Consider the following 13,430-nt stretch of genomic DNA (forward strand, 5'->3'; position numbering starts at 1 on the left):
GCTGGAGATTGGGGAAGCCTATGATCATTCATGTGAGAACTATGAATATGGTGCAAAAGAATGCGGAGCTTATGTATACGGACACGATGGAGGATGTAGCCTATTCAACTGAGTCTCTAGCGGAACTGGCTGAGGCTATGCTGAGCAGGCTGCCAAGATTCAAGCTGTAAGCACTAATCATTTTTTTCATAAAAGAGGCTGTCCCCAAAGTCAAATGACTAAGGGACAGCCTTTTTTATTTACTAGCTTACCGCATAAAATATTTATATTAATTAATACTACTACCTAAGGAAGATCTGTTGATCTACTTATGAAAAACTAATAAGCTCATAAGGAGAAACTTTATGCAAGAAATCGATCAATTAAACCAAAGAGCTAATACTATGGAAATGGAATGGTGGTTGACCCATGACCTATTCTCATTACAGTGGTGGATTATCGTCATTGTTAATTTGGCTTTTATTGGCTTACTTCTTTTCTTTATAGATCGAAACAGGACTATGACAATTTTATTGGCATTTCTGGTCGGATTTTCGCTTGTTGGTTTCGTTGATCAAACAGGTAAGTTTTTTCGATTTTGGTCATATCCCCATCAGTTCTTACCATTTTCGGAAAACTTTAATGCGGTGGACTTTTTTGCAATCCCGATTATGTTTACGCTTATTTATCAAAGATTTGGTACGTGGAGAGCTTATCTAATCGCTGCTGTTGTTTTTTCATTGCTTAGTTCTTACATCGGAGAACCGATTTTTGTTTTTCTTGACATCTATAAGCTGGATAATTGGACGTACACGAAATCTTTCTTTGCCTTGTGTGTGATGTCGGTCTTCTTGAAAGCAATGGTTGATTGGATGGTGGGGAAAAGAGAACAAGTTCATACTGATACAGATCACAAGGTCGCTTTTAGCTTCTTTAAAAGCAAGCAGAAAGTATAACCAAACAATGAACAAAGGTTGTATGGTTACACCTTTCTTTAACGAATTTTGCAGGTATTGCGGCCGAGTAGCTGATTAATGGCGCATTTTTGAGCCAGTCCTGTAAATAAGAACGGAACTGCGAACAATCCGGTTAGTTTCCAGTACCCAGGCAAGAAATAAAATAACGACAACAGTGCTAAACCCAGAACAATACGAATAAATCGATCTACGCCGCCAACATTTTTCATAATCTAATTCCTCCATATGATTTCATTTGGTTTATCGAGTTCCTAAGTACGATAATAGCAAATGAAAATAGGGGAAACCGTAACTTTGTCACATACCGATAAAATAATTGTATTTGGCGGCAGTAAGAATGGTCAAGAGACCTGCTGCGGCTATAGCTCGATATATTTTTTAAGCTCTTGGCGCTTTATTTGATAGATGCGGCCCCTGGATAATCGCAGCAGACCTTCGTTCTCAAGCGATTTCAGCGTCCGGCTGATCACTTCGCGAGCTGTTCCGAGCTCTATGGACATGGTACCATGTGTCATGTCAAGGGAGGTAGCTCCGTCTTCAGTCATCTGTACAATAAATTCCGCTATTCGTCCGCGAATCGATTTGAAATTGATGCTATCCAGCAGATTGGACATAATAATTAGTCTTTTGGCAAACATTTTGAAAATAAACTGGCGAAAGCTTTTATAACGGTCCATCCAGTCTCTAAAGACGTAAACAGGAATAGCCAGCGCTACGCCTGGCTCCTCGGTGCATGCAGAGGCTTCATATTCACTTTCGCCTAGAATGCTGGCCATCATCAGAGGGCAACACTCCCCGCTATGGATCCGATACAGGGTGACCTCTCTGCCGCTTCCGCTGATTTTAAACATTCTTACCGTTCCTTCCAGTAATAAAACCGCATGCTGAAGGAAATGCCCCTCCTCAATTACGTGGCTAGGCTGAAATTTCACAATGGCTATGCCCTCAGCACTCCAGTCCTCCAAGGATATATCAGACAAGCTGGGAAACAGTGAAACAATATGAGGGACTTGATCGAGTACGGCAGAGGACATGAGTACCATCCTTCCTTGTAATTTCAGTACAGCTTAGTTGGACATTATAGCAGGCAAAATCGGCATATGCAATTCTACAAACTTCTTCCATCACTGGGTTCAATGCTCGCATCTTAATAATCTAGTAGGCGCCCATTATCGTGCCACTGACCGTACATTTTGTTTTCTCCAGTGTTTGTTATGAATTTGTCTAATCTGCTCCTAAATAAATCTGGCTGATTCTTATTGCTTTGTATCGTGTCGATCCGAACTCTTGTATAAAGATCTGGAAATGCCATAAAATTCGCATATACTTGCTTTTCCACTTTTAGCCTTTGCTCTATTTCCCTATCTATTCTAAAAGAATCGTGGTCCATTTCAGGAAGCGCCTTTCTTCCTTCGTCTCTCATTAACCCCAACTTTTCGAGGCGGCGGACACGTTCTTTATTCAATTCAGTCCATGAACTTTTTTTGCTTCTAGGAGACAGTCTCTGCGCCAGCTCAGTTTCAGATATTTTCATTTTGACTCCATCGATCCATCCAAAGCACAAAGCTTCCTCGACCGCGTCCAAATATAGCAACGTATCTGGGTTGGGCGTCATACTAACCAAGACCCAGCAAGATTTTTCAGTCTTACAATTTTCCAGTAGCCAAATCCTCAAATCTTCTCTCGACTTTACTGGAATTAGAATTTCAATTTCCATAGATAAATTACATTCTCCTTTCTAAATGATACCTACACTGCAATAATAGCAAAGGCGACTAATTTATCTGACGTCAGAGATTAAATGGATTCCACAGGTTGCTGATACCAAAAAAGTGTATAATCGTTCATCGTGGATGCGTGACCCAGCTGGCGCAGCATGGTCGAAATATTGCCTCGGTGGTAGGTACCGTGGTTGACCGTTTGCAGGACAATTTCCGATAATCGAGTGTTGCGCGTTCCGGCGTACGGATTCTCGAGCACAATGGTTTGCTCCAAGTCGTCTTGGCTTCGGAACCATGCTCTGTATTCTTCCGCTAACTCACTAAAGGCATTCGCGAATTCATCAACAGCGTACCGAAGTGCTTCTTGTTGAAGTGGAAGGCACGCTTCCAGCGCCTTGGGCATACTGGTACCGCTCAGAACCTGAAGCCAACACTTGTCGATCGTATAGATATGCGCGAACGCTTCACCGATGGTGGGAAACGAGGTGTTTACTTCTTGTTGCAGCACCGAGGACGGGAGCTCCTTGATTCGTCCCAAGAGGGTTTGAGTAGCCCACGCATGGTATTCGAACATTTGTAACGGATGATTCATTTGGATCGTCTCCTTTTGACTTTTCATGGATTTGATTTTGTTCCTGTAGCTATAATATAAAAAGATGTATGACAACAGTCTGTCATACATCTTCATAAAGTTTGAGCGCATTTTGAAGCTGTTCTTTTAAGATCCCTCGCAGTGCAGGAGGCTCGAGGACTTCTGCTCCACTGCCAAAACCCAGCAGAATTGTCCAAAGCCATCGTGCTTCCAATGGTTGATAAACAGGAATTCGCATCGTCATGCTCTCATCGTCATGAAATTGCTTATCAACCTGATGAAACTGATCCATCGCTTCCGCCAAAGCCTCCGTTCCCACCCGGATCACTACATCCTCCAACTGATCTTGCCATTCCTTGTTTGATAAAGCAGCCTCTTCCGGCACCTCGGAATGCGGCTCGAAGGTTTCCTGTGTCACGAATAAATTCATTAACCGGGACAGTCGGAACTCCCGATAATCTCCCCGAGTTCGGCAAAACCCATAAATGTACCAATTACGATGTTTAAAATGAAGCCGCAGCGGTTCCATATTACGGGTCGTTCGTTCATTCTTTGCATCGATATAATCAAAGCGGACGATATTTCGCTGGGCAATAGCCGTGCGTAAATGACGAAGCGCGTCGGGCTCCGTGCGATGGGTTTCCAAGTCCACGGACAGATTCGTGGCGTGATGCTCCGGTCCAATCGTCTGCAGTCGTTCAATGGTTCCCTGCGCACGCTTATCTTCAAACACGGTGGAGAGGCTGCTGAGCACGGTGATCAGGGAATTGACATCGTAAGAACCGAGCAGGCTTTTATCCATTTTGTATCCGTCCATGATGCCATATCCGCCATTCGTTCCCTGGTACGATACGACCGGGAAGCCCGCGGCACAGATCACATCGATATCCCGATAAATGGTTCTTTGGGAAACTTGAAACTCTTCAGCCAGCATGGAGGCAGACAAAACATCGTGATTTAGCAGTTTGTAGATTATGGAGATCAATCGCTCCAATTTCATGCGTATCCCCGCCCATTAGTCTATTTCGTATTGCTTGCTGCTCAATATTATATCACAGATTTTTTCTTGCTAATTTTGGGATAGGCCTGCTTGTTGTGTCGTGGGTAGATGAATTTCATCACTAGGTTCAATAGTTACTCCGCGAATCCTCAAAGTTGAATTCTTTTAATAACTCACATCAATCTCCAATATCAACATGAAATATAACATGTAACTGATTTTATTAGATGAAGTGCTTGTTAATGTAAATTATATGTTATATATATGTTATTTTATATTCAGATGAAAGGGCTTTCTTTAAAAATACTTATTGACTAGCCATAACTTATTTATTATATTGTTAATAATGAAACCAAGGTTTTATTATTTGAAATTTATAAGGCTATTTATCAAATTATCTAGAACAAGAAACATTACTTTTTAGTGGGAGGTTCGTTGCTAAAAGTGAAGACAGTAGATGTTCTTATTAAAAACGGTATCATCATCGACGGGACTGGGAAAGAGCGATTTAAAGGAAATATCTCGATTAAGGATGGAAAAATCATTGATATTATGGCTGTGGAGACTTTGGTAGAGGCCAAAGAGGTTATTGACGCGAACTGGAAGGTTATCGCTCCTGGATTTATTGATTCCCATACCCATTCCGACCTGATGCTTTTATGGGACCGTCAGCACTCCGCAGGGTTGCATCAGGGGATTACAACGGAAATCTTGGGGCAAGACGGTCTATCCTATGCTCCCCTTAGCTCCAGCAATTTACAGATGTACTATAAGTTTTTGGCGGGGCTCAATGGAAGCCCAGATATTCCTTTGGACTGGTCGACGGTAAGTGAATTCAGAATGAAGTTTGACGGCACCGTAGCTATCAATACAGCCTATCAAGTTCCTCATGGCGCATTAAGATTGGAAACCTTAGGTATGCGGGACCTTCCATTGGTCGGCAAGAACATGGAAGCTGCAAAAGCAATCTTGGATGAGGGTTTGAAAAGTGGGGCGGTTGCATTTTCCACTGGCTTAAGTTACTATCCATGCTCCTATTCGGATACGGATGAGATGGTGGAGTTGTGTAAGGTTGTAGCTGAAAATAACAGCGTATATGTGACGCATATTCGCACGGTATTTCGTGATCAGCAGATTGACCCTGTTCTGGAATCGATTGAAATCGCCGAAAGATCTGGTGCCAAACTGCATTTTTCACATTACCGGACCAATATCCCAAAGGCAGGCAAAGTTCAGGAAATCATGAAGGACATTGATAAAGCGTATCAGCGTGGGGTTGATATAACGTTAGAATTGTATCCTTATCCGTCGGGCAGCGGTTATGCGGTCATTTGGTTACCACTCTGGTGTATGGAGGGCGGTTTTGAAGCTTTAATGGAACGATTGGCCAATCCGTTGCTGAGGTCCAAATTAATCAAAGGAATTGAACAAAACACGATTCCATGCGGCGGTTATTTTACCCACCTTCCAAAAAATTCACAATACATAGGAAGAAGCTTCTGGGATGTGGCGAATGAAAGAGGCCAGACGGTTCCCGATATGCTTTGCGACTTGCTGCTGGAAGAAAGCTTACAAGTGGGTTACCATGATTCCTCTCCAGCGATATTTGAAAACCTTGATCAATGGGGCCCCTTTAATCAAGATTGTCTTGAATTATTGTCCAGACCTTATTATATGGTCGGGTCAGACAGCATTCCTATAGGTAAAAATCCACATCCTAGAGGATTCGGTACATTTCCGAGGTTATTGCGTTTTTGCCGTGAATACGGCTTTAGTTTGGAAACAATGATAAACAGGATGACCAAGGTGCCCGCAGACCGATTTGGTTTAAAAGATAGAGGCCAATTAAAAGTTGGATATGCTGGAGATATTGTCATTTTCGACCCTGAACACGTTACAGACACAGCTACTTATCAATTATCGCGGAGTGCTCCCAAGGGGATTTCGTATGTGCTAGTAAATGGCGAGGTTGCAGTTCGTGAAGAAAAGACTACAGGTATTTTTGCAGGCAGAGCCTTGAAAAGAGGATAGCAGCGAAGCTTCACACGATTAAGCCTGCCAATTAAAGCGTGGAGAAATCGGACCTATAAATCCGTTGCTCAATAATAAAAAAAGGGTGAGTAAATGATGAGAAAGAACTGGATCGCAATGTCTTTGACGGTAGTTTTCTTGATTTCGCTAGTGCTTTCGGGGTGTACGGATAATAAACCAGCTACTGGGGCAGACAATTCGGCAACCAAAAAAGGGGGGACTTTGAAGGTAGCTATAAACGGGGAACCGCCTACACTCGACATGAATAAGAATACTTCCGTAGTTGTACAGGAGATAAGTTACCACATTTTTGAAGGCTTGTTCACGTTTGACGATAAGTACAACGCAATACCGATGTTAGCCAAAGATTATTCATACGACGCAGCAAACAAAAAATATACGATCAATTTGCGTGCAGGAGTAAAGTTTCATAACGGTAAAATTCTTACCGCTGACGACGTGGTAGCCTCAATTAACCGTTGGGGTAAAGTATCAACATACGGAAAGACCTTCTTGAGGTATGCACAAGAAGTGAAGAAGACAGGTGATCTAACCATCGAGATTCTGTTGAAAGATCCCTCTCCCATCATTCCAATGCTGTTGGCAGTCCCGGCACATGGGGCAGGAATTTTCCCCGAAGAATCTATTGTAGCAGCCGGTGATGGTGATATTAAAGAGTTTATTGGTACTGGACCCTTCCGTTTTGTTGAGCACAAAGCAGATCAATACATTAAGTTGGCCCGATTTGACGATTATTCAGCGCTGGATGGTCCAGCCATAGGTATGGGAGGCAAACGCGCTGCTTTGGTAGATGAATTGATGTTTATTCCAACTCCGGAAAATTCCGTTCGTCTTGATGGCGTGCAAACCGGCCAATTTGATTATGCTATCCAAGTTAATTCCGACTCTTACGCCCAAGTCAAAGCGAACACCCAAGTCGATTCTGTCATCATTAAGCCCTATTGGTGGGCCACCGCCATCTTTAACAAGAAGATGGGTGCGTTTAAGGACCAGAAGCTGCGCCAAGCATTTGCATTAGCTCTAAATATGGATCCGATCATGAAAGCAGCATTTACTAACGAGGAATTCTATCGCTTGGATCCAAGCATCTTGTTTAAAGAACAAACCGAATGGTGGAGCGATTCCGGCAAAGAAATGTACAATCAAGGCAATATTGAAAAGGCCAAGCAATTAATGAAAGAAGCAAATTATAACGGAGAAAAGATCCGCTGGATGACAACTAAAGACTATGATTTTATGTACAAAAATGCAGTAGTTGCCGTGGAGCAGCTTAAGCAGATCGGATTCAATATTGAACTGCAGGTTTCAGATTGGGCAACTATTGCCCAGCGGAGAGCCAAACCCGAAGAATGGGAAGTGTTCTCCAATGGAGTATCTTTTATTGCTGATCCGGGTATTTGGGCAGTATGGGAAAGCTCTTGGCCGGGATGGTGGGAATCACAGAAGAAAGATGAAATGATAAATAAAGTGAATACCGAGATGGATCCCAAAGCACGCAAGAAAAAAATGGATGACTTGCAAGCTGTTTTTTGGGAGGAGCTCCCTGTCTCAAAATTCGGTGATTTCTTTGTTCTGGATGTAAAAAGCAAAAAAGTAAATGGATTTGTACCCAGCGCCTATCATTATTTCTGGAATGTATCAAAAAATTAGTACGAATAATGATTATCACATGGGTCTACCCATGTGATAATCATTTCATGTGTGAGCTTAAGGATGAAAACGGTTAGGAAGGTGAAGCATGGCGGAACTTGTGAATGAGCTTCAGAATGAACAAAAAAAGAAAAATGAGCTGCTGGCGCAATTGCTTCAAAGAAAATCCGTAATCATAAGCATAGGTATCATTCTTGTAATGATTTGTTCAGTGTTGGCGGCTCCAGTTTTATCGAGCTATAGCCCGAATGATTTAGCAGTCGAGAATCGGCTGCAAGCTCCGAGTTCCATTCATTTTTTTGGAACTGACGATTTTGGTCGCGATATTTTTTCCAGAGTATTACATGGCGGGGTCATTTCTTTGGCTATCGGATTTGCTGTTGTCATTCTTGCGGTCGGTTCGGGGACGTTAATTGGTCTCTTTTCAGGATATTTCAAGTTGTTCGACAACATTGTAATGAGGGTTATGGATGGGCTTATGTCATTCCCAGGACTGATATTAGCCATTTCGATGATTGGCGTTCTAGGAAGAGGCGTTTTTACAGTTATCATTTCATTAAGTATCGTTTATTTGCCCCGTGTAGCCCGTGTAGTACGAGGTTCGGTGTTGGTAGTAAGGGAATATCCTTTTGTTGAAGCGGAAAAAGTACTGGGTGCGAGCAAAATATATATTTTGTTTATTCATATACTGCCTAATTGCCTATCTCCAATCATTATTCAGTCATCATTCATTTTTTCGTACGCCATATTGGGAGAAGCAGCTTTAAGCTTTCTCGGTGTGGGCGTTCCCCCTGTAACCCCGAGCTGGGGAAATATATTAAGCGATGCCAGGTTGTATATCGTGCAGGCTTGGTGGATTGCTGTTTTCCCTGGAGTTGCCATCATGATCACAGTGCTGGGACTAAATATGTTTGGTGACGGGTTACGCGATGTATTGGATCCCAAACTTCGCAATGTCAAATAAGGAAATTATGCATAAGGTGGGAGAAAGCCATGTTGTCCTTTATCGGAAAGCGGTTAATAATGTTGCTGCCAACCTTATTAGTCCCTTTATTTCTCGTGTTTTTCTTGCTCCGGCTAGCGCCCGGCGATCCGGCGTCTTTTATGCTGGGGATCGATGCGACTCCAGAACAAGTAGATCAACTAAGGGATAAAATGGGATTGAATGAGCCACTGCATATACAACTTATCATCTGGCTTAAGCAGCTTGTTACGATGGATCTCGGAGATTCCATTTTTCTAAAACAACCCGTACTGCAAGTTATTTTAGAACATATGCCCACTACCATCCTTTTAACGATATTTTCTTTGATCGTCGCCATTATCATCGGTGTGGGTTCTGGCATCATATCTGCTGTATTCCGAAACAAACCTGTTGACCATATAGCCATGACCGGGGCGATGGTTGGCGTATCAATGCCTGAGTTTTGGTTCGGTCTGATGTTAATCCTTGTTTTTTCCGTAAAATTACAGTGGTTTCCTGTTGCCGGTTTTGTACCGCTGTCGGAAGGAGTATTCGCCTGCCTTCGATCTTTAACGCTCCCGGCTATGTCTCTCGGTTTGATTCAAGCAGCCTTTATTGCCAGAATTACCAGATCCAGCATGCTTGACGTCATCCATGAGGATTTCGTTCGAACTGCCAGAGCTAAAGGATTGTCACCCAGACTAATTGTTTTTAAACACGTTTTGCGGAACGCGTTAATTCCTATCATTACGGTTATTGGGATTACAACAGCGGTATTGATGGGCGGAGCCATAGCCATTGAGACGGTATTCACCTTGCCGGGAATCGGCAGAATGCTGATCAGTGCTGTATCGCGAAGGGATTACCCGCTTATACAAGGTATTGTTCTCTTCGTTTCTCTGATGTTCATCGTGATCAACCTTGTGGTTGATATTATTTATACATGGGTTGATCCCAGGATTAAATACCAGTAAGCAAGGAAGGAGTTACGCTAATGGAACAACCGCTGCTGCAAATAAAAAATTTAGATCTGGCGTTCTCGAAGTCCGATAGCAAGGTACAAGCCCTTTCCAATATTTCCTTCGACATATCGAAAGGGGAAATTGTGGGTCTGGTGGGCGAGTCAGGTTGCGGAAAAAGCATTACCTCCTTATCCATTATGGGACTATTGCCGGAAGAATCCGCACATATTACTAACGGTTTTATTAAATTTCAGGATTTGATTTTGACGGATTTGAACGAGAAGCAATTAAGAGCCATCCGTGGAAAAGAAATCTCTATGATATTTCAAGAGCCTATGACGTCGTTAAATCCGGTCTTCACAATAGGCGACCAATTGATTGAAGCAGTGAAAAAACATTTAAAAATGAGCAAAAAAGAAGCCATTGTACATGTTGAAAATATCCTGGAAAGGATTGGAATACCCCGTTCGCGTCGGATCATGAATGAATACCCCCATCAGCTTTCTGGTGGAATGCGGCAGCGAGTCATGATTGCAATGGCTTTGTCCTGCCGGCCGAAGCTGCTGATCGCCGATGAACCTACAACGGCACTGGACGTCACCATCCAAGCACAAATTCTCGATTTGTTAAAAAGCATGAATAAGGAATTAAATACGTCCATGCTGTTTATTACACATGATTTGGGAGTAGTGGCGGAAATATGCGACAGAGTGATTGTCATGTACGCAGGTCAAATTGTGGAAAGCGGACGGGTCGTTGATATCCTTAAAAATCCTAGGCATCCCTACACTATCGGCTTATTGAGGTCTATACCAAAGCTGAAAGAGACGAGAAGCAGATTGGACATCATTCCAGGAACAGTGCCGCAATTAGGAAAAATGCCTAAAGGATGCCGGTTTTCACCAAGATGCGGTTTAGCAACCCCCCAATGCAGCGAGGAACCTGACATGATCTCCGTCGGTTCGGGCCACTCTGTAAAATGCTGGTATGCAAACGAAACGGGGGAAGCGTTATGACTGGAACACCTTTACTCGAAGTTAAAGATTTGCAAAAGGTATTTACCGTAGGATCCATGATGAACAAAAAAAACGTACAGGCCATTCGCAATATCTCTTTTACCATTTATGAGGGAGAAACACTTGGATTGGTAGGAGAAAGCGGTTGTGGAAAATCGACGACCGGAAGAGCTGCGATTCGTCTAATAGAACCAACAAGCGGAACCGTGAAATTTATGGGGCAGGATATAACAAAGGTGAAAGAACAGCAGCTTAGAAAGATTCGCAGAGATATGCAAATGATTTTTCAGGATCCCTATGCTTCATTAAATCCGCGGATGACCATTGAAAAAATATTGATGGAACCGTATAAATTGCAAAATTTATATTCGTCCCAGGAACGGGAAGAACGAGTCATCTCGCTTATGCAGGAGGTTGGACTTCGGCCGGAGTATCGCAGGAGGTATCCACATGAGTTTTCCGGTGGTCAGCGACAGCGGATCGGGATAGCAAGGGCACTCGCCTTAAATCCTAAGCTTATTATTGCTGATGAACCTGTTTCTGCATTGGATGTATCCGTTCAAGCGCAGGTATTGAACCTCATGATGGATCTGCAGGATAAATACAAGCTATCCTATTTGTTTATATCCCATGATCTCAGTGTTGTTAAATATATTTGCCACCGCATTGGTGTGATGTATCTGGGCGAAATCGTGGAAATGGGCGGAAGGGATGATTTGTATAATAATCCGCTTCACCCCTACACACAATCTTTATTATCTTCCATTCCAACGGTCGATCAGGATGTGAGGCTTGAAAGAATTATTTTGAGTGGGGATGTTCCCAGTCCAGCTGCTCCACCAAGCGGTTGTTCGTTTCACCCACGTTGTCCAAGCTGCATGGAAATCTGTAAAACAGTTAAACCGGAAACTATACAAGTCGGACAACAAGTGGTTGCCTGCCATTTGTACCCTTAATAAGTGATATACACAGGAGGAATGAAAAAGTGAATGATCGATTACTCGTAACAGAATTAGAGACACCCGTCGTGCTTGTCGATCTTGGTGTGTTGGAGCGTAATCTCAAAGGTACAGCGGACCTGGCTCGTCAAGCTGGTGTGAAGCTACGTCCGCATTTTAAAACACATAAAAGTGTGTGGATCGCCAAAAAGCAGATCGAATATGGAGCCTACGGGATGACCGTCGCCAAATTGGGTGAAGCGGAGGTGCTGGCGGATGCGGGAATCCAAGATATCCTGGTCGCGTTCCCGCTTGTCGGGGAAGCCAAGCTTCGGCGGCTTGGCGCATTAATCGAACGGGGAGTCAAAGTGACTGTCAGCATCGATAATGTCACAGTGGCGCAGGGACTATCCAATTTGGGTGTATCCATGGGCATACTTATACCCATATATGTCGATGTGAATACAGGGTTAAACCGCTGCGGCTTGGAGCCTGGGGAAGAAACAGCTTCACTGGTTAAAGAGATCGTTGCCCTACCCGGTGTCGAAGTGCGGGGGCTGATGACCCATGGCGGCCACGCCTACGGGAAAAAGACGTTGGATGAGCTGCGCCAGGCAGCTGCAGACGAGGCAGAGGGCCTTGTTCAATCCAAGCTTTTACTTGAAAAATCGGGAATATCTATTACTGAAATCAGTGTCGGCTCCACTCCTACCTCCAAGTTTATCGGAGGACTGACCGGAGTTACGGAAATACGGCCGGGCGCTTACGTGTTCGGAGACATATCCCAGTTAGCAATTGGAGTCATCGAGATGAATGAGCTCGCAATGAGTATCATGGCAACCGTAGTCAGCATCCCTAGAAGCGGAACCGCGATCATAGATGCCGGTTCCAAAACTTTCAGCAGCGATGTGTGTTCGCATCGACCAGGTTATGGGTTCTTAAAAAGTAATCCGGATGTATATATCGAGCGTCTAAGTGAAGAACATGGCATTGTCAGGGTTCCGGAAGGTGTTACTTTATCAATTGGCGATCGACTTGAGTTTATACCGAATCACTGCTGCACGGTGTCCAATCTGCACAACAAGCTTCAGGGCGTACGCGACGATCAAGTAGATCATGAAATCATCGTCGATGCCCGCGGTAAAATCGTTTAATAACAATAGAGAGGAAGATTAATCATGTCAAAAGCTATTCATGTTCCAGAAGCTCCACAATTCTCTTTACCTTTTTCACACGCTGTACGCGCCGGAGATTTCGTTTATGTTTCGGGGCAAGTGGGGGTAGATCCAGTAACCTGCCAAATCGTCGGGCAGACGATAGAAGAACAGACACGCCAATGCTTGCGCAATCTTGAAATTATATTAGAAGCGGAAGGCCTTACCTTGGATCATGTCATTAAGTCCAATGCATTTGTAAGCCGCCCTGAGGACTTCCCCGGTTATAACAAAACGTATTCGGAAGTGTTTACAAAGCCTTACCCAGCGCGTACCACCGCTCCTGTCGCTATGGGTGCTTACCTTGTAGAAATCGATGTGATCGCTTACTCACAGGCGAAACGAACAATAGATTAACTTACGTG

At 43.6% G+C, this 13,430-nt stretch carries 15 protein-coding genes; 10 read left to right on the plus strand and 5 right to left on the minus strand.

Translation table 11 applies throughout. The features are described from left to right. Positions 1–20 precede the first annotated feature (20 nt). A complete protein-coding gene (locus G9U52_RS18085) occupies positions 21–170 on the plus strand; it encodes a hypothetical protein (RefSeq protein WP_166152038.1) in 150 nt (49 codons plus the stop codon). Positions 171–344: 174 nt separating this feature from the next. Then, positions 345–935, plus strand: coding sequence for a CBO0543 family protein (locus G9U52_RS18090; RefSeq protein WP_166152039.1), 591 nt, complete (start codon positions 345–347; stop codon positions 933–935). 38 nt (positions 936–973) lie between these two features. Here G9U52_RS18090 and G9U52_RS18095 read toward each other — a convergent pair whose 3' ends face one another. From G9U52_RS18095 to G9U52_RS18115, 5 genes are all read right to left on the minus strand, one after another. Further along, positions 974–1,165 (minus strand): YgaP family membrane protein, encoded by a 192-nt coding sequence (locus G9U52_RS18095; RefSeq protein ID WP_166152040.1) that lies wholly within the window; start codon positions 1,163–1,165, stop codon positions 974–976. Between the two features lie 150 nt (positions 1,166–1,315). After that, positions 1,316–1,990, minus strand: a complete 675-nt coding sequence (locus tag G9U52_RS18100; RefSeq protein ID WP_166152041.1) for a Crp/Fnr family transcriptional regulator — start codon at positions 1,988–1,990, stop codon at positions 1,316–1,318. A 113-nt stretch (positions 1,991–2,103) separates the two neighbouring features. Further along, positions 2,104–2,673 carry a YdeI/OmpD-associated family protein gene (locus G9U52_RS18105; RefSeq protein ID WP_166152042.1) on the minus strand — a complete coding sequence of 190 codons (570 nt, stop codon included), beginning with the start codon at positions 2,671–2,673 and terminating at the stop codon, positions 2,104–2,106. Between the two features lie 80 nt (positions 2,674–2,753). Then, positions 2,754–3,269, minus strand: coding sequence for a DinB family protein (locus G9U52_RS18110; protein WP_166152249.1), 516 nt, complete (start codon positions 3,267–3,269; stop codon positions 2,754–2,756). Between the two features lie 82 nt (positions 3,270–3,351). Continuing rightward, positions 3,352–4,269, minus strand: a complete 918-nt coding sequence (locus G9U52_RS18115) for a helix-turn-helix transcriptional regulator (RefSeq protein WP_166152043.1) — start codon at positions 4,267–4,269, stop codon at positions 3,352–3,354. A 444-nt stretch (positions 4,270–4,713) separates the two neighbouring features. On the opposite strand from G9U52_RS18115, the gene G9U52_RS18120 reads away from it, so the two are divergent. From G9U52_RS18120 to G9U52_RS18155, 8 genes are all read left to right on the plus strand, one after another. Further along, positions 4,714–6,300 (plus strand): N-acyl-D-amino-acid deacylase family protein, encoded by a 1,587-nt coding sequence (locus tag G9U52_RS18120; RefSeq protein ID WP_311764893.1) that lies wholly within the window; start codon positions 4,714–4,716, stop codon positions 6,298–6,300. Positions 6,301–6,393: 93 nt separating this feature from the next. Then, complete coding sequence (locus G9U52_RS18125; protein WP_166152045.1) at positions 6,394–7,971, plus strand: ABC transporter substrate-binding protein; 1,578 nt, start codon at positions 6,394–6,396, stop codon at positions 7,969–7,971. An 88-nt stretch (positions 7,972–8,059) separates the two neighbouring features. Continuing rightward, positions 8,060–8,935, plus strand: a complete 876-nt coding sequence (locus tag G9U52_RS18130) for an ABC transporter permease (protein WP_166152046.1) — start codon at positions 8,060–8,062, stop codon at positions 8,933–8,935. A gap of 29 nt (positions 8,936–8,964) precedes the next feature. Next, positions 8,965–9,909 carry an ABC transporter permease gene (locus tag G9U52_RS18135; protein WP_166152047.1) on the plus strand — a complete coding sequence of 315 codons (945 nt, stop codon included), beginning with the start codon at positions 8,965–8,967 and terminating at the stop codon, positions 9,907–9,909. A 20-nt stretch (positions 9,910–9,929) separates the two neighbouring features. Further along, positions 9,930–10,913 carry an ABC transporter ATP-binding protein gene (locus G9U52_RS18140; protein ID WP_166152048.1) on the plus strand — a complete coding sequence of 328 codons (984 nt, stop codon included), beginning with the start codon at positions 9,930–9,932 and terminating at the stop codon, positions 10,911–10,913. Next, positions 10,910–11,869: an ABC transporter ATP-binding protein gene (locus G9U52_RS18145; RefSeq protein ID WP_166152049.1), complete on the plus strand. Its 960-nt coding sequence runs from the start codon at positions 10,910–10,912 to the stop codon at positions 11,867–11,869. The genes G9U52_RS18140 and G9U52_RS18145 overlap by 4 nt, the downstream gene beginning before the upstream one ends. 29 nt (positions 11,870–11,898) lie before the next feature. Further along, entirely contained in the window at positions 11,899–13,005 is a 1,107-nt protein-coding gene (locus tag G9U52_RS18150; RefSeq protein ID WP_166152050.1) for an alanine racemase, read from the plus strand. A gap of 24 nt (positions 13,006–13,029) precedes the next feature. After that, the gene (locus tag G9U52_RS18155; protein ID WP_166152051.1) at positions 13,030–13,422 is read left to right on the plus strand and encodes a RidA family protein; all 393 of its coding nucleotides are present in this window, start codon (positions 13,030–13,032) and stop codon (positions 13,420–13,422) included. Positions 13,423–13,430: the final 8 nt, after the last annotated feature.

The organism is Paenibacillus agricola (assembly GCF_011440305.1).
Classification (GTDB): domain Bacteria; phylum Bacillota; class Bacilli; order Paenibacillales; family NBRC-103111; genus Paenibacillus_S; species Paenibacillus_S agricola.

Coding starts and splice junctions, on each gene's coding strand:
- G9U52_RS18125 (WP_166152045.1), top strand. CDS start 6,394: ATGATGAGAAAGAACTGGATCGCAATGTCTTTGACGGTAGTTTTCTTG.
- G9U52_RS18095 (WP_166152040.1), bottom strand. CDS start 1,165: ATGAAAAATGTTGGCGGCGTAGATCGATTTATTCGTATTGTTCTGGGT.
- G9U52_RS18155 (WP_166152051.1), top strand. CDS start 13,030: ATGTCAAAAGCTATTCATGTTCCAGAAGCTCCACAATTCTCTTTACCT.
- G9U52_RS18145 (WP_166152049.1), top strand. CDS start 10,910: ATGACTGGAACACCTTTACTCGAAGTTAAAGATTTGCAAAAGGTATTT.
- G9U52_RS18115 (WP_166152043.1), bottom strand. CDS start 4,269: ATGAAATTGGAGCGATTGATCTCCATAATCTACAAACTGCTAAATCAC.
- G9U52_RS18090 (WP_166152039.1), top strand. CDS start 345: ATGCAAGAAATCGATCAATTAAACCAAAGAGCTAATACTATGGAAATG.
- G9U52_RS18085 (WP_166152038.1), top strand. CDS start 21: ATGATCATTCATGTGAGAACTATGAATATGGTGCAAAAGAATGCGGAG.
- G9U52_RS18100 (WP_166152041.1), bottom strand. CDS start 1,990: ATGTCCTCTGCCGTACTCGATCAAGTCCCTCATATTGTTTCACTGTTT.
- G9U52_RS18130 (WP_166152046.1), top strand. CDS start 8,060: ATGGCGGAACTTGTGAATGAGCTTCAGAATGAACAAAAAAAGAAAAAT.
- G9U52_RS18135 (WP_166152047.1), top strand. CDS start 8,965: ATGTTGTCCTTTATCGGAAAGCGGTTAATAATGTTGCTGCCAACCTTA.
- G9U52_RS18105 (WP_166152042.1), bottom strand. CDS start 2,673: ATGGAAATTGAAATTCTAATTCCAGTAAAGTCGAGAGAAGATTTGAGG.
- G9U52_RS18110 (WP_166152249.1), bottom strand. CDS start 3,269: ATGAATCATCCGTTACAAATGTTCGAATACCATGCGTGGGCTACTCAA.
- G9U52_RS18140 (WP_166152048.1), top strand. CDS start 9,930: ATGGAACAACCGCTGCTGCAAATAAAAAATTTAGATCTGGCGTTCTCG.